Source organism: Thiobacter sp. AK1 (assembly GCF_039822265.1).
In the GTDB taxonomy this organism is placed as follows: domain Bacteria; phylum Pseudomonadota; class Gammaproteobacteria; order Burkholderiales; family Thiobacteraceae; genus Thiobacter; species Thiobacter aerophilum.
Window position 1 is genome coordinate 215,606 of record NZ_JBAJEX010000001.1, and the last position, 25,930, is coordinate 241,535.

At 63.6% G+C, this 25,930-nt stretch carries 22 protein-coding genes, 2 tRNA genes and 1 pseudogene; 4 read left to right on the forward strand and 21 right to left on the reverse strand.

All coding sequences use genetic code 11. From position 1 onward, the window contains the following. Positions 1-13 precede the first annotated feature (13 nt). Positions 14-853, forward strand: a complete 840-nt coding sequence (gene nadC, locus V6E02_RS01120; protein WP_347306318.1) for a carboxylating nicotinate-nucleotide diphosphorylase — start codon at positions 14-16, stop codon at positions 851-853. 15 nt (positions 854-868) lie between these two features. Here nadC and thrC read toward each other — a convergent pair whose 3' ends face one another. The 3 genes from thrC to alaC all read right to left on the reverse strand — a co-directional run bounded on the left by thrC (position 869) and on the right by alaC (position 4,865). Then, complete coding sequence (gene thrC, locus V6E02_RS01125; RefSeq protein ID WP_347306320.1) at positions 869-2,287, reverse strand: threonine synthase; 1,419 nt, start codon at positions 2,285-2,287, stop codon at positions 869-871. A 9-nt stretch (positions 2,288-2,296) separates the two neighbouring features. Next, entirely contained in the window at positions 2,297-3,610 is a 1,314-nt protein-coding gene (locus V6E02_RS01130; protein ID WP_347306321.1) for a homoserine dehydrogenase, read from the reverse strand. Between the two features lie 70 nt (positions 3,611-3,680). Beyond that, on the reverse strand, positions 3,681-4,865 hold the full coding sequence (alaC, locus tag V6E02_RS01135) for an alanine transaminase (RefSeq protein WP_347306323.1): 1,185 nt from the start codon (positions 4,863-4,865) through the stop codon (positions 3,681-3,683). Positions 4,866-4,965: 100 nt separating this feature from the next. On the opposite strand from alaC, the gene V6E02_RS01140 reads away from it, so the two are divergent. Continuing rightward, the gene (locus V6E02_RS01140; protein ID WP_347306325.1) at positions 4,966-5,334 is read left to right on the forward strand and encodes an Mth938-like domain-containing protein; all 369 of its coding nucleotides are present in this window, start codon (positions 4,966-4,968) and stop codon (positions 5,332-5,334) included. Positions 5,335-5,364: 30 nt separating this feature from the next. Here V6E02_RS01140 and yrfG read toward each other — a convergent pair whose 3' ends face one another. From yrfG to V6E02_RS01220, 16 genes and pseudogenes are all read right to left on the reverse strand, one after another. Beyond that, on the reverse strand, positions 5,365-6,027 hold the full coding sequence (gene yrfG, locus V6E02_RS01145) for a GMP/IMP nucleotidase (RefSeq protein ID WP_347306327.1): 663 nt from the start codon (positions 6,025-6,027) through the stop codon (positions 5,365-5,367). Next, entirely contained in the window at positions 6,027-6,971 is a 945-nt protein-coding gene (rpoS, locus tag V6E02_RS01150; protein ID WP_430626750.1) for an RNA polymerase sigma factor RpoS, read from the reverse strand. The genes yrfG and rpoS overlap by 1 nt, the downstream gene beginning before the upstream one ends. Before the next feature lie 14 nt (positions 6,972-6,985). Further along, positions 6,986-7,948 carry a peptidoglycan DD-metalloendopeptidase family protein gene (locus tag V6E02_RS01155; RefSeq protein WP_347306329.1) on the reverse strand — a complete coding sequence of 321 codons (963 nt, stop codon included), beginning with the start codon at positions 7,946-7,948 and terminating at the stop codon, positions 6,986-6,988. 16 nt (positions 7,949-7,964) lie between these two features. Then, positions 7,965-8,609 (reverse strand): annotated as a pseudogene (locus tag V6E02_RS01160) (protein-L-isoaspartate(D-aspartate) O-methyltransferase); the annotation flags it as partial. A 24-nt stretch (positions 8,610-8,633) separates the two neighbouring features. After that, positions 8,634-9,377 carry a 5'/3'-nucleotidase SurE gene (gene surE, locus V6E02_RS01165; protein WP_347306331.1) on the reverse strand — a complete coding sequence of 248 codons (744 nt, stop codon included), beginning with the start codon at positions 9,375-9,377 and terminating at the stop codon, positions 8,634-8,636. A 62-nt stretch (positions 9,378-9,439) separates the two neighbouring features. Next, positions 9,440-9,516 (reverse strand) — tRNA-Pro (locus tag V6E02_RS01170). Between the two features lie 48 nt (positions 9,517-9,564). Further along, the gene (locus V6E02_RS01175; RefSeq protein WP_347306333.1) at positions 9,565-9,933 is read right to left on the reverse strand and encodes a MerR family transcriptional regulator; all 369 of its coding nucleotides are present in this window, start codon (positions 9,931-9,933) and stop codon (positions 9,565-9,567) included. Positions 9,934-9,982: 49 nt separating this feature from the next. Further along, a complete protein-coding gene (locus V6E02_RS01180; RefSeq protein WP_347306335.1) occupies positions 9,983-10,345 on the reverse strand; it encodes an integration host factor subunit alpha in 363 nt (120 codons plus the stop codon). 22 nt (positions 10,346-10,367) lie between these two features. After that, entirely contained in the window at positions 10,368-12,725 is a 2,358-nt protein-coding gene (gene pheT / locus V6E02_RS01185; RefSeq protein ID WP_347306337.1) for a phenylalanine--tRNA ligase subunit beta, read from the reverse strand. A 1-nt stretch (position 12,726) separates the two neighbouring features. Beyond that, the gene (gene pheS, locus V6E02_RS01190) at positions 12,727-13,716 is read right to left on the reverse strand and encodes a phenylalanine--tRNA ligase subunit alpha (protein WP_347306339.1); all 990 of its coding nucleotides are present in this window, start codon (positions 13,714-13,716) and stop codon (positions 12,727-12,729) included. A gap of 114 nt (positions 13,717-13,830) precedes the next feature. Beyond that, entirely contained in the window at positions 13,831-14,190 is a 360-nt protein-coding gene (gene rplT, locus V6E02_RS01195) for a 50S ribosomal protein L20 (RefSeq protein WP_347306341.1), read from the reverse strand. 12 nt (positions 14,191-14,202) lie between these two features. Further along, on the reverse strand, positions 14,203-14,400 hold the full coding sequence (rpmI, locus tag V6E02_RS01200) for a 50S ribosomal protein L35 (RefSeq protein WP_347306343.1): 198 nt from the start codon (positions 14,398-14,400) through the stop codon (positions 14,203-14,205). A 101-nt stretch (positions 14,401-14,501) separates the two neighbouring features. Then, complete coding sequence (infC, locus tag V6E02_RS01205; RefSeq protein WP_347306345.1) at positions 14,502-15,083, reverse strand: translation initiation factor IF-3; 582 nt, start codon at positions 15,081-15,083, stop codon at positions 14,502-14,504. Between the two features lie 59 nt (positions 15,084-15,142). After that, positions 15,143-17,050: a threonine--tRNA ligase gene (thrS, locus tag V6E02_RS01210; protein ID WP_347306347.1), complete on the reverse strand. Its 1,908-nt coding sequence runs from the start codon at positions 17,048-17,050 to the stop codon at positions 15,143-15,145. 67 nt (positions 17,051-17,117) lie between these two features. Next, positions 17,118-17,194, reverse strand: a tRNA-Val gene (locus V6E02_RS01215). Positions 17,195-17,274: 80 nt separating this feature from the next. Then, positions 17,275-19,494, reverse strand: a complete 2,220-nt coding sequence (locus tag V6E02_RS01220; RefSeq protein ID WP_347306349.1) for a RelA/SpoT family protein — start codon at positions 19,492-19,494, stop codon at positions 17,275-17,277. A gap of 313 nt (positions 19,495-19,807) precedes the next feature. Between V6E02_RS01220 and V6E02_RS01225 the strand changes: the two genes are divergently transcribed. Then, a complete protein-coding gene (locus tag V6E02_RS01225; RefSeq protein WP_347306351.1) occupies positions 19,808-21,070 on the forward strand; it encodes a PhnD/SsuA/transferrin family substrate-binding protein in 1,263 nt (420 codons plus the stop codon). Positions 21,071-21,079: 9 nt separating this feature from the next. On the opposite strand, the gene typA is transcribed toward V6E02_RS01225, so the two are convergent. Beyond that, entirely contained in the window at positions 21,080-22,903 is a 1,824-nt protein-coding gene (gene typA / locus V6E02_RS01230) for a translational GTPase TypA (RefSeq protein ID WP_347306353.1), read from the reverse strand. Between the two features lie 112 nt (positions 22,904-23,015). Here typA and V6E02_RS01235 point away from each other — a divergent pair, with 112 nt between their 5' ends. Next, positions 23,016-24,623 (forward strand): bifunctional aminoglycoside phosphotransferase/ATP-binding protein, encoded by a 1,608-nt coding sequence (locus V6E02_RS01235; protein WP_347306354.1) that lies wholly within the window; start codon positions 23,016-23,018, stop codon positions 24,621-24,623. On the opposite strand, the gene V6E02_RS01240 is transcribed toward V6E02_RS01235, so the two are convergent. Next, a complete protein-coding gene (locus V6E02_RS01240) occupies positions 24,616-25,926 on the reverse strand; it encodes a vWA domain-containing protein (RefSeq protein ID WP_347306356.1) in 1,311 nt (436 codons plus the stop codon). The two genes, V6E02_RS01235 and V6E02_RS01240, sit on opposite strands and share 8 nt — an antisense overlap. Positions 25,927-25,930: the final 4 nt, after the last annotated feature.

Here is a 25,930-nt window from a genome sequence, read left to right on the forward strand (position 1 = left end):
ACAATCCGCTGCCATGACCGAAACCGACCTCGCACGGGCCATCGAGGCCAATGTCAGCGCTGCCCTGGCCGAGGATCTAGGCAGTGGCGATCTTACCGCCGCCCTCATTCCCAGCGAGCGGCGCGCGCTGGCCACCCTGATTACCCGCGAGGATGCGGTCCTGTGCGGCCTGCCTTGGTTCGAGGCCTGTTTCCGCCATCTGGATGACGCGGTCGTCTTCCGCTGGCAGGCGCAGGAGGGCGCAACGGTCAGAGCTGGCAGCCTGCTGTGCGAGATCGAAGGCAGGGCGCGCGCCCTGCTCTCGGCGGAACGCCCGGCGCTCAATTTCCTGCAGACCTTGTCCGCAGTGGCAACCACCACGCGGCGTTATGTGGAAGCGGTGCGCGGCACGCGCGCCGTGATCATGGATACACGCAAAACCCTACCGGGTCTGCGCATCGCCGAGAAATATGCGGTGAGGGTGGGTGGCGGCGTCAATCAGCGCGTGGGGCTGTTCGACGGAATTCTGATCAAGGAAAACCACATCGCCGCGGCAGGCGGCATCGGTGAAGTGCTGGCGGCGGCGCAGCGGCTGGCGCCGCCGGGGATGCCCATCCAGATCGAGGTGGAGAATCTGGAAGAGCTAAAACAGGCTCTGCAGGCGGGGGCCACCTTGGTGTTGCTGGATGATTTCTCCCTGGAGGACATGCGCACGGCGGTGCGCATGGCGGCAGGTCGGGCGCTGCTGGAGGCCTCAGGCGGCATCACCCTGGACAATGTGCGCGCCGTCGCCGAGACCGGCGTCGATCGCATTTCCGTGGGCAGCCTCACCAAGAACATCCGCGCCGTGGATCTCTCCCTGCGCATAAGCTGAGCGCCGGGCGCGCCTTCAGACGTGAGCGGCGATGTATTGCTTCACCACCTCCACGTCAGCCTCCACCACCTCGACGCGCTGGGGACGCGACTCCAGATCGGCCAGGTCTGCGGGCCGCTCGGGTGCCCGGCCCAGCGCCTCGCGGATGGTGTCCTCGAACTTGGCCGGCAGCGCGGTCTCAAGACAGATGAGTGGTACGCCGGCTTCTCGATATTCCAGTCCCACCTTGACGCCATCGGCCGTGTGGGGGTCGATCATCTGGCCGTATCGTTCGAACACCTTGCGGATGGTGGCGATGCGGTTGGCATGGGTGCTGCGTCCGGACACGAAGCCGAACCCCTTAACCCGCGCGAACTCGCTGGCCGCAAGAGTGATGCCCTCGCCCCGGTCCACACGCGCCCACAGTTCACGGATGCGCGCCGCATCCCGGTCCACCGCGTCGAAGATCATGCGCTCAAAATTGGAGGCCTTGGAGATGTCCATGGAAGGGCTGGAGGTGGGCACCGTCTGCGCCCGCGGCGCGTAGCGGCCCGTCTTGAAGAACTCGTCTAGCACGTCGTTTTCGTTGGTGGCGACGATCAGCCGACGGATGGGTAGCCCCATCATGCGGGCGATGTGGCCTGCGCATACGTTGCCAAAATTCCCAGAGGGCACGGAGAAAGAGACTTCCTGGCCGATTTCTTCCACCACGGCGAGATAGGCCTTGAAGTAATAGACCACCTGCGCCGCAATGCGTCCCCAGTTGATGGAATTGACCGCTCCGATGTGGTAGCGGGCCTTGAACGCAAGATCGTTGGAGACGGCCTTGACGATGTCCTGGCAGGCGTCGAACGAGCCGCGTACGGCCAGGTTGTGAATGTTGGGTTCGTTAAGCGAATACATCTGCGCCCGCTGGAAAGGAGTCATGGCCCCATGTGGAGAGAGCATGAATACCCGGATGCCGCGCTTGCCCCGCATGGCGTATTCCGCCGCCGAGCCGGTGTCGCCAGAAGTCGCGCCCAGGATGTTGAGAGTCTGTCCTGTGCGCGCCAGGGTATATTCGAAGAGCTGGCCCAGTAGCTGCATGGCCATATCCTTGAAGGCGAGGGTGGGGCCGTTGGACAGGGCAAGGATGTACAAACCCGGTTCCAGGGCGCGCACCGGCGTGATGTCGCCGGCGTTTTCGCCCGGACGCGTGTGGCAGAACACGGTAGGGGTGTAGGTCCGCGCCACCAAATTCTTCAAGTCGGGGGGCGGAATATCCGGCGCGAAGCGGGAAAGGAGCGCAAAGGCGAGCTCCGCATAGCTCAAACCCCGCCAGCTCGCCAGCTCGTCACGGCTGATCGCAGGATAGCGCTCCGGCACATAAAGCCCGCCATCCGAGGCAAGCCCCCCGAGGAGGATTTGCAAAAAACTTTGTGGCTCGGCATGGCCACGGGTGGAAACGTAGCGCATGGCGCGTCCTCAGCCCAGATGTTCCAATCGCAATTTCACCACTGGACCGCTCACGCTGGCCAGCGCCTCGATGCGCTCGATGGCGGCCAGCACGTGTTTTTCCAGCGTGTCATGGGTAAGCATGATGATGTCCACTTGTTCCTGTCCTTCCAGCGGCTCCTTCTGGATCATCGCGTCGATGGAGATACCCAGGTCGGCCAGGATGCGCGTGATGTCGGCGAGCACGCCCGGACGGTCGTAGGCGCGCATGCGCAGGTAGTAGGAGGTACGCACCTCGCCCATGGGCAGGATCGGCTCGTTGGACAAGGCATCCGGCTGGAAGGCCAAATGTGGCACGCGGTTTTCCGGGTCGGCAGTCGCCATGCGCGTCACGTCCACCAGATCCGCCACCACGGCGGAAGCGGTGGGCTCGGCGCCGGCGCCTCGGCCATAGTAGAGCGTGGCGCCCACCGCATCTCCCTTGACCAGTACCGCGTTCATCACCCCTTCCACGTTCGCGATCAGCCGCCGCGCCGGAATCAGAGTGGGATGCACCCGCAGCTCGATGCCCTGGTCGGTGCGCTTGGTAATGCCCAGCAACTTGATGCGGTAGCCCAGCTCCTCGGCGTAGCGAATGTCTTCCTTGGTGAGCTTAGAGATACCCTCTGTGTAGGCCTTATCGAATTGCATAGGAATACCAAAGGCGATGGCGGAGAGGATGGTCAGCTTGTGCGCGGCATCGATGCCTTCGATATCGAAAGTGGGATCCGCTTCCGCATAGCCGAGCCGCTGTGCCTCCGCCAGCACTTGGTCGAAGGGCAATCCCTTGTCACGCATTTCGGACAAGATGAAATTGGTGGTGCCGTTGATGATGCCCGCCACCCATTCGATGCGGTTGGCAGTGAGTCCTTCGCGGATCGCCTTGATGATGGGGATGCCACCGCCAACCGCCGCTTCGAAGGCCACCATAATCCCCTTGTCCTGGGCCGCGGCGAAGATCTCATTGCCATGCTTGGCGATCAAGGCCTTGTTGGCAGTCACCACGTGCTTGCCATTGGCGATGGCCTGCAGCACCAAAGTGCGCGCTGGTTCCAGACCACCGATCAGCTCCACCACGATGTCGATGTCGGGATGGTTCACCACCGCTCCTCCATCGTCGGTGATCACCAATCCTTGCCCGCCGTACTGCTGGCGGGCCCGCTCCACGTTGCGCACCGCGGCCATGGTCACGCGAATCTCGCGCCCGGCTCGGCGGGTGATTTCCCGAGCGTTGCGCCGCAGCACGGTGAGGGTTCCGCCACCGACGGTGCCGAGGCCAAGCAGGCCAACATTGATTGGTTTCATAGTCAATTCCATTGCCAAAAAGGCAGAGGCGCCACCATTGCGCGATGGTGGCAACCTCCGCTGCGGGTTCTTAGAGCAATCCGTCTTTCCTGAACATTTCTTTCAACCCACGGATCGCCTGGCGCGTGCGGGCCTCGTTTTCGATCAGCGAGAAACGCACGTGGTCATCACCGTATTCCCCAAAACCGATGCCTGGCGAAACGGCGACCTTGGCATCCGCCAGCACTTTCTTGGAAAACTCCAGCGAGCCCATGGCACGGTAAGGTTCCGGAATCGGCGCCCAGACGAACATGGTCGCCTTGGGCACCTCCACCTGCCAGCCGATGGAATGCAGCCCCTTGCACAGAGCATCGCGCCGCCGCTGATACATCTGGCAGATCTCGCGCACGCAATCCTGGGGGCCTTCCAGTGCCAGGATACTGGCCACCTGGATGGGCGTGAAGGTACCGTAGTCGTGATAGCTCTTGATCCGCGCTAGGGCCGCGACCAGATCTTTGTTGCCCACCATGAAACCCACTCGCCAGCCGGGCATGTTGTAGCTTTTTGACAGGGTGAAAAACTCCACCGCGATGTCCTTGGCTCCCCGCACCTGCATGATGGATGGCGCGCGATAGCCGTCGAAGACGATGTCGGCATAGGCAATGTCATGCACCACATAGATGCCCTGTTCGCGGCACATCGCCACCACCTTTTCGAAGAAAGGCAGCTCCACACACTGCGTGGTGGGATTGCTCGGGAAGTTGAGGATGAGCATCTTCGGCTTGGGATAGGAGGTCTTGATCCCCTTCTCCAGCTCCTCGAAAAAGTCGAGTCCAGGCCGCATCGGAATGAATTGAATGTCGGCCCCAGCGATCACCGGTCCGTAGATGTGAATGGGATAGCTTGGGTTGGGCACCATCACGATGTCGCCGCGGTCTAAGGTCGCCAGGCACAGGTGAGCGATGCCCTCCTTGGAGCCGATGGTGACGATGGCTTCCGTGTCCGGATGGATGTCCACGCCGTAACGGGTCTCATACCAGTGACTGATGGCCCGGCGCAGCCTGGGAATACCCTTGGACACGGAGTAACGATGCGTATCGCCGCGCTGAGCGCTCTCAATGAGCTTGTCCACGATGTGGCGCGGCGTGGGCTGATCGGGATTGCCCATGCCAAAGTCGATGATGTCCTCACCGCGCTTGCGTGCGGCGGCCTTCAACTCGCCCGTGATGTTGAACACGTAGGGCGGCAGGCGCTGAATACGGGGAAACGCGTCCATGATGCCCAAAATGGCCAAAAAGCCAAAAAAGTTATAATCTTACCGAACCCTACCCCGCCCCGCAACGACACTCGAGGGAACACCAAGAGGCGCTACCGTCATGAAACTCCATCTCGCCCAATTTGCCGGCCAGAACGCCTTCACGGGCTATGGGGCGGGCTATGTGCTGGTGAATGGCGAGCGCTTTGAGCGCAGCCTGATCGTGTTGCCGGACCGTCTGATCACCGACTGGACACCGCGCACCAGCGCGGAGCTGACGGAAGCAGACTTGGCGTTTCTGGCCACGCTCGCCGTGGATATCGTACTGCTCGGAACCGGGGCGCGGCTGTGCTTCCCCCCACCCGGGCTCGCCCAAACCCTGCCGCGCCAGGGCATCGGTCTGGAAGTGATGGATAGCCAGGCGGCCGCCCGCACCTACAACATCCTGCTCGCCGAGGGCCGACGGGTCGCCGCGGCCGTGATGTTATGACCAAAGCCGCTTGCCGCGCCACGACTTCCCTCAGGTCGGCGTAAACGGCGTGACGTCGGCGAAGCGGGTGAGAACTGGGAATTCTTCCACCTGCTTGCGCGGTGCACGCGTGTCTGGCTGCGCCACCGCCAGCAGGTGCCGGATGCCATGGGCCCGCGCCGAGCGCAGCACGGGCAGGCTGTCGTCGATGAGCAGGGTGCGGTCCGGGGCAAACGGCTCTTGCTTTGCCAGGTAGGTCCAGAAGCTCGCCTCTTCCTTGGGCACGCCGAACTCGTGGGCGCACACCAGCCGATCGAAAAAGCGCGCAAGCCCCGTCTGCTCCATCTTCAGGGCGAGGCTGACCTGGTGAGCATTGGTCACCAGCACCACCCGCTTGCCCAGAGCTCGCACCGCTTCGAGGAAGGGCACCACATCGGAATGCACCGCGATCAGATGCGCCACCTCGCGCTTGAGACGGGCGATGTCCAGTTCCAGCTCCCGGCTCCAGTAGTCCACGCAATACCACTGCATGCTACCCGCTAGCCGATCATAGCGTGCACGTAGTTGCGCGCGCGCCTCCTCGGCCGGTATCCCGTGCTTCTCGGCATAGCGCCGGGGCACGTGCTCGAGCCAGAAATGATTGTCGTAGTGCAGATCTAGGAGGGTGCCGTCCATGTCCAGCAGGACGGTGTCGATGGCATCCCAGTTAAGCATCAGAAGAGCGCGTCCTTGGACACACCAGCACGGCGCAGGATCTTGCGTAAGGACTGCAGGGCTTCCATCTGGATCTGGCGCACCCGCTCGCGGGTGATGCCGTGCGCCTCGGCCACCTCCTCCAGCGTGCTAATCTCGTGGCCATTGAGGCCGAACCTGCGCTCGATCACGCTGCGCTGCTTGTCGGTGAGCTGGCTGAGCCACTCATGCACGTGCTGTTCCACCTCGACCCGCTGCAACCAGGTTTCCGGCAGGACGCCCTGCTCGTCGGGAATGGCCTCGCCAATGGACAGATTGGGATCGATGTCCAGCGGCGCATCGAGGGAGGCCATGCGCTCGTTGAGACTCAAGATATAGCGCACCTCCTCCACGTCCCGGCCCAGGAGATGGGCCACGTCCTCGGGCGTCGGATCGGGCTTGCCATGCGCCTCCAAGTGCCGCTGGGCGCGCAGATAGGTGTTGAGTTCCTTGATGATGTGCACCGGCAGACGAATGGTGCGCGACTGGTTCATGATCGCGCGCTCGATGTTCTGGCGGATCCACCACGTGGCGTAGGTGGAAAAACGGAAGCCCCGTTCCGGGTCGAATTTTTCCAGGGCGTGGATCAGCCCCAGATTGCCTTCTTCGATCAGATCCAACAACGGCAGGCCACGGTTCACATAGTGCTTGGCAATGTTCACCACCAGGCGCAAATTGCACTCGATCATACGCTGGCGCGCGGCGAAATCGCCCTGGGCCACGCGCCGCGTCAGTTCCAGCTCCTCCTGGGCGGTGAGCAGGGCATTGTGGCCGATCTCGTTGAGATAGAGCTGGGTGACGTCGGCATTGGGGTCAGAAAGAAAAGCCTCGCTGTCTTGAGGCGCCTCGACGCGATTCTCGGCCGCCTCTTCGGGGCCCTCCAGCCCGCCTTCCAGCGGGTCGTTTTCCTGTGTGTCGTCAGGCATAGGAAGCTTGGCGCTCAAGACGTCTTGTCGTTGGGAAGGTATTTCAGGGGGTCCACGGGCTTGCCCAGGCGGCGGATTTCGAAGTGCAGTTTGACGCGATCCGCATCGCTGTCCCCCATCTCGGCGATTTTCTGACCACGCACCACGTTTTGGCCTTCTTTCACCAGGATCTGGCTGTTGTGGGCGTAGACGCTGAAATAGCTCTTGTTGTGCTTAATGATGATGAGTTTGCCGTAGCCGCGCAAGGTGGTCCCGGTGTGCACCACCTTGCCCGCAGCGGCGGCCAACACCGGCTGGCCCAGGTTGCCGGCGATGTCCACGCCCTTGCTGCCGCCTTCACCGAAGCTGGCGAGCAGCTTGCCAGTCGCCGGCCAAACCCACTCCACCCGGTCCGGATCGTCCTCTTCCGGTGCCTGGTTCTCGGCTGCCAAGGGTTTATCGGCCGCGGGTTTTTCCGGCGGGCTGCGCCCTAAAGCATTGGCCGTCGAGGCGCTTTCAGGCTTGGGCGGCGCCGATTTCTCCAGCCGCGCCAGCGCCTGTTCGGAGTAGGGTTCGCGGATGGCCTTGGGTTCGGTCTTGAGCACGGCCTCCGCCGCCGGCAGCGGTTTGGCCTCGGCAACCGCCGGTGCTTTGAGCGGCTGCACCCCTTCGCCCCCAGGCGGTGTCAGGCGCAATACCTGCCCGACGCGGATGAGATAAGGCTCGCCGATGCCGTTCCATTCCGCCAGTTCCCGGTAGTCGAGACCGAATTCCAGGGCGAGACTGTAGAGGGTGTCGCCCTTCTTAACGGTGTAGGTGGCGGGCCGCCAGTCCGGTTCGCGGGGTGCGACCTTGGTCGCAGGTTTGGCTGTGTTCTGGGGGGAGCGTGCGCTCTCCGCTGGCAGGCGGTCGATCACGGGCGCCCGGTGCGGCGTCGTGCCACAGCCCGCGACCAGTAGAGCCGTAAGCGACAAGGTGGCAAGCGTTTTCAAGGTCATGGAACTTTTGCCCCCCTCATGCCACCCCCGGCAGCAGCGGCACGAACTTGACGTCCTCCAGGTCCGACTGCTGGAAACCTTGGGGCGTGCGTTCCACCACTGTGAGGCGCTGGCTGTCCGTGCCCAGGGGCAGCACCAAACGTCCTCCCACGGCAAGTTGCAGCAGCAGGTGCTGGGGCATGTGTGTTGCGGCGGCCGTTATCACGATGGCATCGAAGGGAGCGAGTTCCGCTAGGCCTAGACTACCGTCGCCGTATTTCACCTTCACGTTGTACAGGCGTAATTCGCGCAGGTTCTTGCGTGCACGCGCGATCAGAGGCGCGATCCGCTCGATGGTCACGACTTCCTTCGCCAGCCTGGCGAGAATCGCCGCCTGATAGCCACACCCAGTTCCGATCTCCAGCACCCGCGCCAGTTCCCGGCCGTTGCGTGCCAGTTCCGTCATGCGCGCCACGGTATAAGGCTGGGAAATCGTCTGACCGAAGCCGATAGGCAAAGCCACGTCCTCGTAGGCTCGGCTGGCGAGCGCTTCTTCCACGAAAATGTGGCGCGGCACGGTTCCCATCGCCGCCAGCACCACCTCGTCGGCGATGCCCTGCGCACGCAGACGCTCCACCATGCGCGCGCGGGTGCGCTGGGAGGTCATGCCGATACCCGAGAGCTTGGGATCCATGGGATCGCAGAATCAGCCGCCGAGCCAGCTACGCACGGCATCCAATTGGGCGAAATGGGTGAGATCCATCTGCAGCGGCGTCACCGAGACATAGCCATTGGCCACCGCGTGGAAGTCGGTACCGGGGCCGGCATCTTGGGCGCTGCCGGCGGCACCCACCCAGTACACGGTCTCGCCGCGCGGACTCTGGCTCTTCACCACCGGCTCCGCCTTGTGTCGCTTGCCCAGGCGCGTGACCTGCAAGCCTTTGATGGCCTCGAAGGGCACATCCGGCACGTTCACGTTGAGCAGAAAAGGAGGTGGCAGCGGGCGTGCTTGCAGGCGCCGCACCAATTCAAGGGCAATTCGCGCCGCAGCTGGATAATTACCCTGGCTTACGCTGGCGAGCGACACCGCCATGGCTGGGATGCCCAGCAAAAACCCCTCGGTAGCAGCAGCCACCGTGCCCGAGTAGATGGTGTCGTCCCCCATGTTGGCGCCATGATTGATGCCGGAGATCACCATGTCGGGCTGTTGCGCGAGCATGCCGGTGACGGCCAGATGCACGCAGTCCGTGGGCGTGCCGTTCACGTAGTAAAAACCGTTGTGCGACTGGCGCAGGCTTAAGGGACGGTCGAGCGTGAGGGAATTGCTGGCACCGCTTCGATCGCGCTCTGGCGCCACCACGGTGACTTCGGCTAGCGCCGACAATGCCTCGGCGAGAGCGGCAAGACCTGGGGCGAAATATCCGTCGTCATTGCTTAGCAGGATGCGCATGCTCGAAATGGAAACCCGGCCCCAGACGGATGGACCCCGGATAGGCCCGCAATTGGAAAGTCTGGTCGGGGCGAGAGGATTTGAACCTCCGACCACCTGCACCCCATGCAGGTACGCTACCAGGCTGCGCTACGCCCCGAAGGCCCGCATTATAACGGAAAGCTTGGTAGCGAGCCAACACGGGACGTCAGCAGCGCAAAAGCTCGATCACTTCCTGGATCTCGCGTCGGATCACCGCCACATCCACGCTCGGCGCGGCGCCACGCTTGTCGGCGTCCGCCTCTTGCGCCAGGCCGGACTCCAGTCGATTGCGCGCGCCGCTGATGGTGAAGCCCTGTTCGTAGAGCAGCTCGCGGATGCGCCGGATCAGCAGCACTTCGTGATGCTGGTAGTAGCGCCGGTTGCCACGCCGCTTGACCGGCTTGAGCTGCGTGAATTCCTGTTCCCAGTAACGCAGCACATGGGGCTTGACACCGCACAGCTCGCTCACCTCACCGATGGTGAAGTAGCGCTTGGCAGGAATCGGCGGCAGAGCGTCGGTCTTGGTGTTCTGCATGTGCGGGCGAAAACAGGGATGACGGCACGCGCGTCAGCGCGGATGCGGGCTATTCTGCTGCCGCCTGGGGCTCGGGCTCACCCTGCCCCTGCGGAACCGCCTGGCCCTGCTGGCGTTGCTGGCGGGCATAGGACTGCTCCACCAGCGACTTGAGCTTTTGGCTGGCGTGGAATGTCACCACACGCCGGGCGGTGATGGGAATCTCGGCACCGGTCTTGGGATTGCGTCCGGGGCGTTGGGGTTTGTCGCGCAGTTGGAAATTGCCGAAACCCGAGAGTTTGACGCTTTCACCAGACTCCAGGGCCAGGCGGACCTCCTCGAAGAAGGATTCCACCATGTCCTTGGCCTCGCGCTTGTTGAGCCCCACCTTTTCGAAAATCATGTCGGCTAGTTCGGCTTTTGTTAGCGTCATACGGCTCCCTCGCGATGCGCGCCTACTGCCGCAGTCTGGCCCCGAATCGGTCGGCCAGGACCTGGGTCAGACGGGCGATGACCGCGTCCACTTCTGGGTCGGTCAAGGTCTTCCGAGTATCCTGCATTAAAACCCTGAACGCAAGACTTTTCTTTCCAGAATCAATGCCTTTGCCCTGGTAGAGATCGAAAATCGCGATCTCCGTCACCTGCTTGGGCGCTGCCTGGCGACAGGCCGCCAGCAGCGCGCCGGCCTCCACGGTTTCATCGACGATCACCGCGAGATCGCGTCTGACGGGCGGAAACTTCGACACCTCGAGGTAGTGGGGCAAGGGCACCGTCATGAGCGGCGCAAGCAGTAGCTCGAACAGGACCGGCGCGGCCGGCAATTCGTATTTCTGCACCCAGCGGGGATGCAGGCTGCCCACCCAGCCGATGGGGCGGCCCCGATGGAAAATCTCGGCGCACCGGCCCGGATGGAGGGCCGGGTGCTCAGCACGCCGAAATGCTAGATCCTCGCCAGCGGCGAAAAGGCTTTCCACGTCCCCCTTGACGTCGAAGAAATCCACAGGCCGGCTCACCACGCCCCACTGCTCGGGATCGGCGGGACCGAAGGCAATGCCTCCCAAACGCTGCGGTTGCTCGAAGCCCGCTTCCACAGCGTGGAAGGTGCGGCCCAGCTCGAACAGGCGCACCCGTGTCTGCCGGCGATTGACGTTGAAGCGTAGACAATCTAGCAACCCGCCCCAGAGGGTGGTGCGCATCACACCCATCTGGGCAGCGATGGGATTTTTGACGGGCACGGCTGCGCCCCGCCCGAGATCGTTCTCCCACTGGGCGTCCACGAAGCTGTAGGTCACCACTTCGTGGTAGTCGCGCCTGGCCAGATGCTCGCGCAAGGCGTGCTCGTCGCGCCGGGTCTCCGGCAACGGCAGCATGGCAGCCGCTGTATGAGGACGGCGCGCCGGCAGGTTCTCGTAGCCATAAAGACGCACGATTTCCTCGATCAAGTCCTCTTCGATGGCTAGATCGAAGCGGTAACTGGGCGGCGTGACCAACAAGCCTTGCGCGTCTTGCTGCACCCCAAGCCCGAGCCGTTTTAGGAGGGCACCCATAGCCTCGTCCGCCACTTCGACCCCCAACACGCGGCGCGCCCGCTCCGGACGCAGACGGATGGGCACGCGCGCACGCAACCGACCCTGGACTTGGGTGACGGGCCCCGGCATCCCACCGCAGATCTGAAGCACCAGTTGGGTGGCGTATTCCAGGCAGGCGGCCGTTGCGCCAAAGTCCACGCCGCGCTCGAAACGGTAGGCGGAATCGGTGGCAAGCCCCAGTCGCCGCGCTCGTCCCAGGATGCTGGCAGGATCGAAGAAGGCCGCCTCCAGGAACACGTCCACGGTGGTTTCGTCCACCGCGGTCTCGGCACCGCCCATGATGCCAGCCAGGGCCACCGGCCGCGCCGCGTCGGCGATCACCAGCATGTCCGGCGCCAGGCTCACGTCTTGGCCATTGAGCAGTACGAGGCGCTCGCCAGCAGCCGCCAGCCGCACCGTGAGGCCGCCCGAGAGTTTGCGGCAATCAAAGGCATGCATGGGTTGGCCGCGTTCCAGCAGCACGTAGTTGGTGATGTCCACCAGGGGGTGGATGGCACGCAGGCCGCTGCGCGCGAGCCGTCGCACCATCCATTGCGGAGTGCGTGCGGCCGGATTCACACCCCGGATCACGCGCCCGCAGTAGAGGGGACAGGCCTCAGGCGCCGCCACCGTGATGGTCAGCGCGTCCGTGATGCGCGCCGGCACGGGTGCCGGCTGCGGCAGGTCAAGCGGACTTGCAGTCATGGCGGCCACCTCGCGCGCCACGCCCACCACACTCAGACAATCTGCCCGGTTGGGGGTGAGCTTGAGGGTAAAGATCCGGTCGTCAAGCTCCAGGTAGGCGCGCAGATCGGCCCCCACCGGCGCGTCCGCCGGCAGCACCAACAGACCCTCGCTTTCCTCCGCAAGCCCCAGATCCCGCGCGGAGCACAGCATGCCGCAGGATGCCACGCCACGTATTTTGGCCTCCCGGATGGTCATGCCTGGAAGCGTGGCCCCCACCCGGGCGCAGGGCACGCGCATGCCCGCTGCCACGTTGGGCGCCCCACACACGATTTGAAGAGGGGCTTCCTCACCCACGTCCACCTGGCACAGCTTCAGCCGATCGGCGTTAGGGTGGCTGTCCACCGATTTCACTTCTGCCACCACCACGCCGGTGAAGGGTGGCGCGGCCGCTTCTAGCGCCTCCACCTCCAGGCCCGCCATGGTCAACACATGGGCGAGCTCATCGCTGGAAAGCGGGGCATTGACGAAGCGGCGCAGCCAGTTCTCGGAAAATTTCATGTCAGGTGAATTGCTTGAGGAAGCGCAGGTCGTTTTCGAAGAACAGGCGCAGGTCGCTCACCCCGTAGCGCAGCATGGCCAGGCGCTCCACGCCCAGCCCGAAGGCAAACCCCTGGTAGCGCTCGCTGTCGATGTCCCCATGCCGGAGCACGTTGGGATGCACCATGCCGCAGCCGCCGATCTCCAGCCAGCCGCCATTCCAGCTCATGTCGATTTCGGCCGAAGGCTCGGTGAAGGGAAAGAAAGAGGGGCGGAAACGCACCTTGAGATCGTCGCGCTCGAAGAAACGCTGCAGGAAATCCTGGACCACGCCTTTAAGGTCGGCAAAACTCACGTGCTCGTCCACCCACAGCCCTTCTACCTGATGGAACATGGGGGAATGGGTGGCATCCGAATCCACGCGGTACACCCGGCCCGGGGCGACGATCTTGATCGGTGGCCGATGGCTTAGCATGTAGTGGATCTGCACGGGCGAGGTATGGGTGCGCAGCACGTGCTCATCATCCACGTAGAAGGTGTCGTGCATGGCACGCGCCGGATGGTTCTCCGGGATGTTGAGCGCGGTGAAGTTGTAAAAGTCCGTCTCAATCTCGGGCCCGTCCGCCACCTCGAAACCAATGGAGCGAAACAGCGCCTCGATGCGTGCCATCACTCTCGTCACGGGATGAAGCCCGCCCACGCCGCGACCCCGCCCAGGCAGGGTCACATCGAGGGCCTCTTGCGCGAGCTGTGACCTGAGCGCCTGCTCGCGGATCGCCTCGCGCCGCCCCTTGAGCGCCTCCTCAATGCGCGCCTTGGCGGCATTGATCAACGCCCCGGCACGGGGCCGTTCCTCCGGGGCAAGCCGGCCCAGCATCTTCATTAGCTCGGTGAGCTGGCCCGTCTTGCCCAGCCAGCGCGCCTTCACCTGCTCCAGTTCGGCAGCCGAATCGACGCGTGCAAGGGTATCGAGGGCGTCCTCGACGATGGCGTCCAGGTTTTCGATGGACATAGCTTCCCCGGAAACAGAAAAGGAGGCATGATCGCCTCCCTTTCGCTCTCGCCCGGGCTGGCGGTGGCGCCGGCTGCGCCCGGCGGCAGGCCCGGAGGCGGATCAATCGGCGCTTTACGCCGCGAGGCTGGCCTTGGCCCGCTCGGCCAACTGACCGAATGCGGGTTTGTCGAACACCGCAAGATCCGCCAACACCTTGCGGTCGATCTCGATGGCGGCTTTCTTCAGGCCGTTCATGAAACGGCTATAGGTCAGACCGAATTCGCGGGCACCGGCATTGATGCGCGCAATCCACAGCGCGCGAAACTGGCGCTTGCGCTGGCGCCGATCACGATAGGCATACTGACCAGCCTTCATCACGGCCTGTTTGGCGATGCGATAGACGTTCTTGCGACGGCCGCGGTAGCCCTTGGCCTGCTCCAGCACCTTTTTGTGACGCGCACGGGCGGTCACACCACGTTTGACGCGAGGCATAGGCGGTCTCCTTTACACGTAGGGCATCATGGCACGGATGCGACGCGCATCGCTTGCATCCACCAGCGTCATGCCGCGCAGGTTGCGCTTGCGCTTGGTGGTCTTCTTGGTGAGGATGTGACGCAAATTGGCATGCGTCCGCTTGACTGCACCACTACCCAGCGCCTTGAAGCGCTTGGCCGCACCGCTTTTGGTCTTCATCTTGGGCATTTCTCGATACTCCGCATTGGCGGAAGCGGGATCTCCCGTCTTCCCTGACCACGCCCGCTGGCGCGGGGGGCCGATTCATCGAAACAAGCCACGGGCCGAAGTCAGGCTTCTTTCGGAGCCGCTTCCTTCTTGCCACCCTTTTCCGGCTTGTGCTTTTTCAGGGGCGCCACCACCATCACCATCTGCCGACCTTCCAGCTTCGGGTATTGCTCCACCTGGCCATATTCGGCCAGGTCGGCCTCGACCCGCTTCAGGAGCCGCAAGCCCAGCTCCTGATGGGTCACTTCCCGGCCCCGGAAACGCAGTGTGATTTTGGTCTTGTCGCCTTCCTGCAGGAAACGTATCAGGTTGCGCAGTTTGACCTGATAATCTCCCTCGTCCGTGCCCGGACGAAACTTGACTTCCTTGACCTGGATCTGCTTCTGCTTGAGCTTCGCCTCATGCCGCTTTTTGCTTTCGCGGTACTTGAACTTGCCGTAGTCCATCAACCTGCATACCGGCGGCTGGGCGGTCGGCGCGATCTCCACGAGATCGATGTCGTTCTCCTCGGCGAGTGCCAGCGCCTGTTCGCGGCTGACGATGCCCAACTGCTCGCCGTCCATGCCGATGAGACGAATCTGTGGCGCAGTGATCTCCTCGTTGACACGCGCCTCTTTTTCCTGAGCGATAGCAGAAACCTCCAATCAAGTTAAAGCGAGGAGCCCGCTGAGGCCTTCAGCGGGCTCCTCGCCAAATCCAGCCGTCACCCCTTGGCCGCGATCTCCCGGCGCACGCGTTCGATGAACGCCGGTACCGTCATCTGACCCAGGTCCTCGCCCTTGCGAGTGCGTACGGCCACCTGGTTTGCCTGCACTTCCTTGTCACCGCAAATGACCTGGTAGGGCAGTTTTTGCAAACTATGTTCTCGAATTTTATAGCTTATTTTCTCGTTTCTCAAGTCCGTTTCGACGCGCAGTCCCGCAGCGCGCATTTCTTCGGCCACCCGCTCAACGTAGCCCGTCTGGGCATCGGTGATGCTCATCACCACCACCTGCACCGGGGCAAGCCATACCGGCATGGCGCCGGCATGGTGTTCGATGAGGATACCGATGAAACGCTCAAGCGAGCCCAGGATCGCTCGGTGCAGCATGACCGGCACCCGACGGCTATTGTCCTCGGCGACGTAGTGCGCCCCCAGGCGCTCCGGCAGAGCAAAATCCAGCTGGATGGTGCCGCACTGCCAGACACGCCCTAAGCAATCCTTGAGGGCAAACTCGATTTTCGGCCCGTAAAACGCGCCCTCTCCCGGCTGCAGCTGGAAGGCCAGCCCCTTGGCCTTGAGCGCCGCTTCCAGCGCTGCTTCGGCCTTATCCCAGGTCTCGTCGGAGCCGACACGCTTTTCCGGCCGCGTGGAAAGCTTGACGGACACTTCGCCGAAGCCAAAGTCCCGGTACACCTTGAGCAACAGGTCGATGAAGGCCGAGACCTCGTCCTGGATCTGCTCTTCGGTGCAGAAAATGTGAGCGTCGTCCTGCACGAAAGCGCGCACCCGCATGATGCCGTGGAGCGCGCCAGAAGGCTCGTTGCGATGGCAGGCACCAAACTCCGCCAGCCGCAGCGGCAGGTCGCGGTAGCTCTTGATGCCCTGGTTGAAGATCTGGATGTGCCCTGGGCAGTTCATGGGCTTGACCGCGTAGTCGCGGTTTTCCGAGTGCGTGGTGAACATGTGGTCGCGGTAGTTCTCCCAGTGACCGGATTTCTCCCACAGCACCCGATCCATGACCTGCGGCGTGCGCACCTCCAGGTAACCATGGGCACGCAACTGGGCGCGCACGTACTGCTCGATTTCCTGCCAGATGATCCAGCCCTTGGGATGCCAGAACACCATGCCCGGCGCCTCGTCCTGCAGATGGAACAGATCCAGCTGCTTGCCCAGCTTGCGGTGATCGCGTTTTTCCGCTTCCTCCAGGCGGTTTAGATAGGCGTCGAGATCCTCCTTGCGCGCCCATGCGGTGCCGTACACGCGCTGCAGCATCTCGTTGCGGGAATCGCCGCGCCAGTAGGCACCAGCCAGCTTCATCAGCTTGAACACCTTGAGCTTGCCGGTGGAGGGAACGTGGGGGCCGCGGCACAGATCGGTGAAGTCGCCCTGGCGGTAGAGGGAGATCTCCTCCCCTTCTGGAATGGACTCGATGATCTGGGCCTTGTAGTGCTCGCCAAGGTCCTTGAAGTACTGGATGGCATCGGAGCGCGGCATGACGATGCGATAGACCGGCAGATCCTGGCGCGCCAGCTCCTGCATGCGCTTTTCAATCGCTGCCAGGTCTTCGGGTGTGAAGGGCCGTTTGTAGGCGAAATCGTAGTAAAAACCATCCTCCACGACCGGACCAATGGTGACCTGAGCCTCTGGAAAGAGCTGCTTGACCGCCTGGGCAAGCAGATGGGCGGTGGAATGACGGATCACCTCCAACCCTTCCGGGTCCTTGTCGGTGATGATAGCCACCTCGGCATCGTCCTCGATGCGATAGGAGGTATCCACCAGCTTGCCGTTCACCCGTCCGGCCAGCGCCGCCCGCGCCAGGCCAGGCCCGATGGCGGTCGCCACCTCGGCCACCGTCACGGGATGATCGAACCTGCGCTGGGACCCATCGGGCAAATGGATTGTGGGCATTGGACGACTCTGATTGCGGCTTTGCAAACAACAAGAGCCAGGCAGGGCCTGACTCTCGCGGGGTAACTGGTAGGCGCGATTGGACTCGAACCAACGACCCCCACCATGTCAAGGTGATGCTCTAACCAGCTGAGCTACGCGCCTGGGGAGGGCGAATTATAACGGAGCCGGCTCGCCGAAACAAACGCCTGTATTCGTCCAGCCACCATGGCCTCGAACCGGCCTCAAGTGGGTACACCCTGCGCCGTGCGCCGCGCCAGGCGCACGCCGCGCACGGCCGTGAGCGCCGCAAGAAGGCGCTCGAGCTGTTCCAGATCGCGCACCTCGATGGTGAGGCGCAGGTCGGTGAGCCCACCACCCGTGACCGCGTTGACGGCGAGCGGGTTCATTTTTTCAGCGGCGAGCGCCGCCAGCAGATCGCGCAGCAGGCCTGGCCGGTCATCACCCCGCACCAGTAGATCCACCGCATGCAGGCTGTCAGCGCCAGCCGCCCAGCTCGCCGCCAGCAGGCGCGCGCTGCGTTCGCCCGCTAGCCCTTGCACGTTGGGGCAATCCTGGCGGTGTACCACCGCGCCCCGGGCGCGGGTGAGATAGGCAACGATGGGATCCGGTGGCACCGGCCGGCAGCACTTGCCATAGGCGACGGGCAGACTGCCCACCCCTTCGATCAACACATCGCTTCTGGCCGCACGGGAAGGCCCGCGGCGCGGCGGCGCAGGCATGACCTCCCGTGCCGGTGCGGGCGCCAGGTTGCGGATCGCCTGCTCCAACTGCAGCTGCCGGTACTCCCCCCGGCCCAGGGCGACGAGAAAGTCTTCCAGCCGTGGTTGGCCGAATGCCTGGGCAAGCTTCTCCTGGTTCAGGCCGCTCACGCCGAGCCGGATGAGCTCCTTGTCCAACAGCTCCCGACCCTGGGCCAGGTGCGCATCGTGCTGCTGGGCATGGAACCACTGACGCACCTTGGCCCGGGCGCGCGATGTGACGAGATAATCGCCAGACAGCCAGTCGCGCGAGGGCCCGCCCTGTTTGGCGGTGAGGATCTCAACCCACTGGGCGTTTCGGAGCTTGTAGTTGAGCGGCACGATGTGCCCATCCACCTTGGCGCCGCGGCAGCGATGGCCCAGATCCGTGTGCACGGCATAGGCGAAGTCAAGGGGCGTCGCGCCCTGCGGCAGATCGATCACCTTGCCTTGGGGGGTGAGCACATAGACACGGTCGCGGAACAGCTCGGTCTTGAACTGCTGCACCCATTCACCGGCATCGCCGCCACTGGCGGCGACCTCATCCCGCCACGCCAAAAGCTGGCGCAGCCAGGCGATTTTCTCGTCGAAGCCCTGGCTCGCCTTCACCCCTTCCTTGTAGCGCCAGTGCGCGGCCACGCCGAATTCGGCGTGGCGATGCATTTCATGGGTGCGGATTTGCACTTCCAGCGCCTTGCCTTCGGGCCCGATCACGGCAGTGTGCAGCGAGCGGTAGTCGTTGGCCTTGGGATGGGCGATGTAGTCGTCGAATTCTCCCGGGATGGGTTGCCACAAGCCATGCACGATGCCCAGCACCGTGTAGCAGTCTTTCACGTCGTTGACCAGGACACGCACCGCGCGCACGTCGTACACCTGCTCGAAATCCAGGTGCTTGAGCTTCATCTTGCGCCAGATGCTGTAGATGTGCTTGGGCCGTCCGGTGACTTCGGCCTGGATCCCCGCTTTGGCAAGCTCGCCGCGCAGGATCTCGATGACGCAGGCGATGTATTGCTCGCGGTCCAGCCGCCGCTCGTCCAACAGGCGTGCCATGCGCTTGTAGACCTCGGGTTCCAAAATGCGCAGGGCGAGATCCTCCAGCTCCCATTTGAGCTGCCAGATACCCAACCGGTTGGCGAGCGGCGCGAAGATTTCCTGGGCTTCCCGTGCCACTTGGACGCGCGCGGGATGTTCGCTTTTCACCAGCTCGCGCAGCAATTGCACCTGCTCGGCCAGAATAATCAACACCACGCGGATGTCTTCGGCCATGGCCAGCAGCATCTTGCGCAGCGACTCGGCCTGATTCACGGGCTCGCCGCGGCGGGTCTCGAGGCTCGACACGCCCCGGTGCACCTGATCCATGCGCCCCACGCCCTGCACCAGGCGTAAAACATCCTCCCCCAGCTTGGCCGCCAGTGTTTCCGGCGCGAGCAGCTCGCCGTCGAGGACGTGAGCGAGAAGCGCCGCGGCCACCGCCTGGTGATCCAGTTGAGAATCGGCGATCACGCCCGCCACCGCCAAGGCATGCAGGAATAGGCGTTCACCCTGGGGCGTACGCCGCTCCCCATAGGCCTTTTTGGCCAGATCGAAGGCCACGCCGAGCGCTTCGCGCGCGGGCGCGTCGTAACTCGCGGCATGGGCGGCAAGCCACGCTTGCCGCGTGGGGAGGGACGCGCCGGGCGCGAGTGTACGGGCAGTGGAAACCATGCTCCGATTATTGAGCCTTGCGAAAGCAGGTGACAAGCACGGCAATCGTGCCGCTACCCGATTTAGACCCTCGTTTCCGTGCAAGGGGGTATCCGGGCCTACGGTGCCGGGGCGTATGGCGGTTCTGGATTCCGGCGCTCGCTTCGCCCGCAAGGAACGACGGCTCCGGCGCCGGTCCTCGACAGACGGAAACCAAAGGATTGGCATGGCCGTTTTCGTGGGTCTTTCTTGCCTCGATGCGCAATCTGCAAAGGAAAGGAACCGCCACACGCCCTGTGCTAGACTCAAGCGCCCGAGCTTCTTCCACCCCGCCATGGCTTCCGCCCGCCGCCTGCTTGCCGCCATGCTCTTGGTTCTGTCTGGCATGCTGCCGTTCGCCGACGACACCCAGGCGGCGGACCGCTTGGTGCGCGTCGGCGTCCTGGCCCACCGTGGCAAGGAGGACGCCCTGCGGGCGTGGACCCCCACGGCGCATTACCTGTCCGCCGAGATCCCGGGTCACAATTTCGTCATCGTCCCCTTGACCAACGACGACATCGGTCCCGCGGTGGAATACCGCGACGTGGAATTCGTGCTCACCAACCCAGGATCCTACGCGGAGCTGGAATTCCTCTACGGCATCACCCGCATCGCCACCCTCAAGAGTCACGCGCCAACAGGTGGGCTGAGTCGTTTCGGCGCGGTGATCTTCACCCGCGCCGACCGGCGGGACATTCGCACCTTGACGGATCTCCGCGGCAAACGCTTCATGGCCGTGCATCCCAATGCCTTCGGTGGTTGGTGGCTAGCCTGGCGCGAACTCAAGCGACAGGGCATCGAGCCGACACGGGATCTGCGCGCCCTGCACTACTCTGGTTTTCCACAAGACCAGATCGTATTTGCAGTGCGCGACGGCCAGGTGGACGCCGGCACAGTGCGTACCGGTCTGCTGGAGAGTCTGGCGCTGGAGGGAAAAATCAAGCTGCGGGATTTTCATGTCCTCAACGCGCGGCATGTGGAGAATTTTCCCTATGCACTGAGCACGGAACTCTATCCGGATTGGGCGTTCGCAGTGCTGCGCCACACCCCAGACGACCTGGCTCAGCTGGTCGCGATTGCGCTGCTGAAAATGCCGCCCAACCATCCCGCCGCCCAGGCCGGCGGTTATTACGAATGGACGGTGCCGCTCGACTACCACAACGTGCACCAGCTGATGATGGAACTGGGCGTGGGTCCCTATGGACGCTATGGTCGTCCCGACTACGCCCAGCTCGCCCGCCGCTATTGGGGCTGGCTGGCCGCCCTCGCCCTCGTGGTGATCGCCCTCGCCGCGGCCTACGTCTACACCCTGCACATGAACCGTCGGCTGCGCGCCATCCAGCATCACTTGGAAGCCGAGATCGCCCGCCGGCAAGCATTCGAGCAGGCCTTGCAGCAGGCACGAGACGAGCTGGAACAACGGGTCGCCGAGCGCACGGCGGAGCTCAAAAAGATCAACGAAGAGCTGGAATCGCGGGTAGCCCACCGCACCGGGCAACTGCTGGCGGCGATGCAGAAGCTGGAGGCCGGCCTGCGCATCCCGCGCAACGGCCAGTGAGCACTGCTGTCATGCCACGTTTTCCAGCCGTGCCGCGCGCTTGCGCTCGTGCTCCTTTAGATGCCGCTTGCGCAGGCGGATGGATTGGGGTGTGATTTCCACCAGCTCGTCGTCCTCGATGAATTCCACGGCCGATTCCAGCGTAAGACGAATAGGTGGGGTAAGACGCACCGCCTCGTCGTTGCCGGAGGCGCGAATGTTGGTGAGCTTCTTGCCCTTGATGGGGTTCACCACCAGGTCGTTGTCCCGGCTGTGGATGCCGATAATCATGCCTTCATACAGCTTGTCACCAGGGCTTACGAACATGCGGCCACGGTCTTCCAGATTCCACAGGGCATAGGCCACGGCCTCGCCGTTTTCCTGGCTGATCAGCACGCCGTTGCGTCGGCCGGGGATGTCGGGCTTCACCGGACCGTAGTCGTCGAAGACATGGTTCATGATGCCCGTGCCCCGGGTGAGGGTCATGAACTCCGACTGGAAGCCGATCAACCCGCGCGCAGGAATGCGGTATTCCAGCCGAACGCGGCCATTACCGTCCGGTTGCATATCCGTAAGATCACCGCGGCGGCGGCCCAGTTCCTCCATCACCGCGCCCTGATGGGCCTCTTCCACGTCCACCGTGAGCAGCTCGTACGGCTCGCATTTCACGCCGTCGATCTCCTTCATCACCACCCGCGGCTTGCCCACCGCCAGCTCGTAGCCCTCGCGCCGCATGTTTTCCAACAAGATAGTGAGATGCAACTCACCCCGCCCCGAGACCAGGAAGACATCGGCATCGGCCGTGTCCTCCACGCGCAGGGCGACATTGGTGAGGAGCTCTTTGTGCAGTCGCTCGCGGATCTGGCGGCTGGTAACGAACTGGCCTTCGGTGCCCGCCAGGGGTGATGTATTCACCTGGAAGGTCATGGTGAGCGTAGGCTCGTCCACTTGCAGCAATGGCAACGGCCGGGGATCGTCGCGGTCGGTGACGGTGACTCCAATGCCAATCTCCTCGATGCCGGTGATGAGCACGATGTCACCCGCTTGCGCTTGCTCTACCGGCACCCGTTCCAGCCCACGGAAAGCGAACACCTGGTTGATGCGTCCGGTCTTCATCGCCCCACCGGGACCGGCTACCACAGCGACCTGTTGTCCGGGGCGAATGCGTCCGTCGGCGATGCGGCCCACGCCGATGCGGCCCACGAAGGAGGAATAATCCAGGGCAGCAATCTGTAGCCGCAGCGGCGCATCGGGGTCACCCTGGGGCGGCGGCACGTGGCGCAGCATGGTCTCAAACAGGGGACGCATGTCGCCCACAGGCGCCTTGAGATCGAGGGTGGCATAGCCATTGAGCGCGGAAGCATAGACCACTGGAAAATCGAGCTGCTCCTCGGTTGCGCCCAAGCGGTCGAAGAGTTCGAAGGTTTGGTTCACCACCCAGTCGGGACGGGCTCCTGGCCGGTCCACCTTGTTGACCACCACGATGGGCTTCAAACCCAGGGCGAGCGCTTTCTTGGTCACGAAGCGGGTCTGGGGCATGGGGCCTTCCACCGCGTCCACCAACAAGAGCACGCCATCCACCATGCCCAGCACGCGTTCCACCTCGCCACCGAAATCGGCATGGCCGGGCGTATCCACGATGTTGATGTGGGTCCCTTCGTAGTTCAGGGCGGTGTTCTTCGCGAGAATGGTGATGCCTCGCTCCCGTTCCAGATCGTTGCTGTCCATCACGCGCTCCACCACCTGCTGGTGGGCGGCGAAAGTGCCTGCCTGATGCAAGAGCTTGTCCACCAGGGTAGTCTTACCGTGGTCCACGTGGGCGATGATGGCGATGTTGCGAAGGGCGCGGGACATGGGCGAACCTGACTTTCGAGATGACGAGGAAAAAGGCGGGCGATTCTAACACAGCTGGCCTGCGACCCCGGCCGCCCCGAAAAATTCCCCACCTTCCATCAGGTTTTCGCTAATGTTGCAAAATCAGCTTGCCGGTCGCATCCCCATGCCAGACCCCGTCCGCTTGCACCAGATCCTGGTCAATGCTCTCCTCGATCCGCGCCGCTATCCCCACCCGGTGGAGCGCGTTACGCGGATCGAGACGCACATTTCCACCGTGCTACTGGCCGGGGCATTCGCGTACAAGATCAAGAAACCCTACGACCTTGGTTTTCTCGACTTCACCACCCTTGCCGCCCGCCGCCATTACTGCGAAGAGGAGTTGCGACTCAACCGCCGTTTTTCCCCCGAGCTCTACCTGGCGGTGCTGCCCATCACGGGCAGTCATGAGGATCCTCACCTGGGCGGCGAGGGTCCCGCCATCGAGTACGCCCTCAAGATGCGGCGTTTTCCGCCCGGCTCGCTGCTTTCCGAGGCGATGGCCCGCGGTGAGATCAGCGAGGCGCAAATCGATGCGTTGGCATGCGATGTGGCCGCCTTGCACCAACGCATCGCCGTGGCCAGCCCGGATACGCCTTGGGGCATGCCCACCACCTTGGCCGCCCAAGCGCGCCAGAACGTGGAACAGATCCAGCCGCTTCTGGGAAGCGACGCCCAGCGGAGGGAATTGCAGGCCCTGGCGCGCTGGACCGAAACAGAGCTGGCGCGGCTCGAACCCCTGATCCAGCGCCGCAAGCAGGAAGGCTTCGTGCGGGAATGCCACGGCGACATGCACACCGGCAACATGGTGGTGATCGACGGCCGGATCCGGCTGTTCGATTGCATCGAATTCAACGAAGCCTTCCGCTGGATAGACGTCATGAGCGAGGTGGCCTTTCTCGTCATGGATCTGGCGAGCCAAGGCCGCCCCGAGCTGGGCTGGCGTTTCCTCAACCTCTATCTGGAGCAGACCGGGGATTATCCGGGCGTCGGCGTGCTGCGTTACTACCTGGTGTTCCGCGCGGTGGTGCGGGCGAAGGTGGCCGCATTCGAAGCAGCACAGCCCGGTATAGAGGAGCACGCCCGCCTTAAAGCCTGGCGCCGCTATGAACAGTACATGACGTTAGCGCGCCGTTTCCAGCATGCCGAGCCGCCGCTACTCATCGTCATGCACGGACTGTCGGGCTCTGGCAAAAGCACCCTGGCGGCGCGTCTTGCCGAGCGGCTGGGCGCGATTCGCCTCCGCTCCGACGTGGAGCGCAAGCGCCTATTCGGCCTGAAACCCCTGGAACGCAGTACCGGCCAGGACATCTACACCGCTGAAGCCACCCGCCGCACCTACGCCCGCCTGCACGGCCTGGCGCCTGTCATTCTGGCCGCGGGTTTCACCTGCATTCTGGACGCGACCTATCTTAAAAAAAGCGAGCGCGACGCGGCCAGGCAGGCGGCCCGGGACCATGCCTTCGTGATCCTCTCGTGCCAGGCGGGAAAGGCCACGCTGCGTGCCCGCGTGGCCACGCGTCACGCGGCAGGCACCGATGCGGCTGAGGCCGATCTGCGTGTACTGACCTTGCAGAGTCATTGGCTGGAGCCCCCCAGCGCCGACGAGCCCGTGCTCACCGTGACAACGGACAGCGAGATCGATCTGGAGGGCCTAATCGAAACGTTGCGCGCCAGGGCCGGACCGACCCGCCTCAGTTGAGCTGGATGCGCTGGCCCCAGGGCACCGGCGCCTTACCCTTCACCAGCCAGATCACGGGATAGGCGGGTTCCAGCGGCGGGAACTCGCCTTCCGCATCGGTGAAATAAACCAGCACGTCCGGGCGAATACCCTGGCTGTTAAGCCACTGAAAGACGGGACGGAAATCGGTGCCACCGCCGCCGGTGAGATCGCGCGGTAGGGTAAGCGGCTCCCAGACCTCGTACAGCCAAGGTCCGTTCTCGCATAGTCGGTCGTCGCAGGCGTGGAGCGTGACGCGGGCGCGGATCTGGGCCTTGATCACGTCCACCTCGGAGAGAAATTCGCGCAGCTCCTCATCGTCGATGGAACCGCTGGTGTCCAACACCACCACTACGTCGATCATGCTGGAAGCCAGACTGGGCATGATGGCGTCCCCCTCACGCCGAGAGGGCTTCTGGAAGCTGTAATCGTCACGCGCGGCGGTCTTGAGATAACGCGCAAGCAGCATGCGCCAAGGCAATTGCGGCTGCAGCAGATTGTCCACCATACGCGCCAGGGTCTTGGACAGCTTGCCTGCCATCGCCGCCTGCTGGGCGGCGGCGGCGAGCCGTTGCTGCCACTGCCGGCCCAGTTCCTCCTTTTCCGTCTCGGTCAAGCCCTCGATCTCACGCTGGCTGCCTAAACCCTGCTGCTGTTTCGCGGCCTGGCCCGGCGATTCTCCCTGGAGCGAGTCGGGCGGTGGCTCATCAAGGTTGCCCTGCCCCGCGCCCCTGCCCGCATCCTGCTGGGAATCGCCGCGGTCGGCGGACGATTGTTGATCGGGCCGACTTTGCGAACCACTACTGGACTCGCTGTCGTAGAGATGACTGTCTATCGTCTCCTCATCTGGATCAGGCGGGATCAGGGGATAGATCTCCTCCGCCGTGAGGCCATGGTATTCCGGATTCATGAGCACGCCGGGTGGCGGTTGCAGCCCCTCTTCCCAGAGAATGAGATTCACGGCGTGGTCACAGGCCACGTCCCAGCGCTTGCGCTCCCGATGATGACGCCGCGCGAAATGGGCGAGCGCGCAATGCATGGCCTCGTGCGCCAACATGAACTGGGTCTGGGCCAGGGTCAGGTGACGGATGAAGCTTGGGTTGTAGTAGAAATGCCGCGCATCGGTGCCCGTGGAGCGGCACAGGGCAGGGTCCACGGCCTTCAGCTCCAAATGCATGACCAGGGCACCCAGGAAGGGTTTCTCCAGGATCAGCCGGGTGCGCGCCGCCGAGAGCTTGGTCTTGAGCGCCTCCAGATCCGGCACCTCGGGCAAGGGAGAGGACATGGTC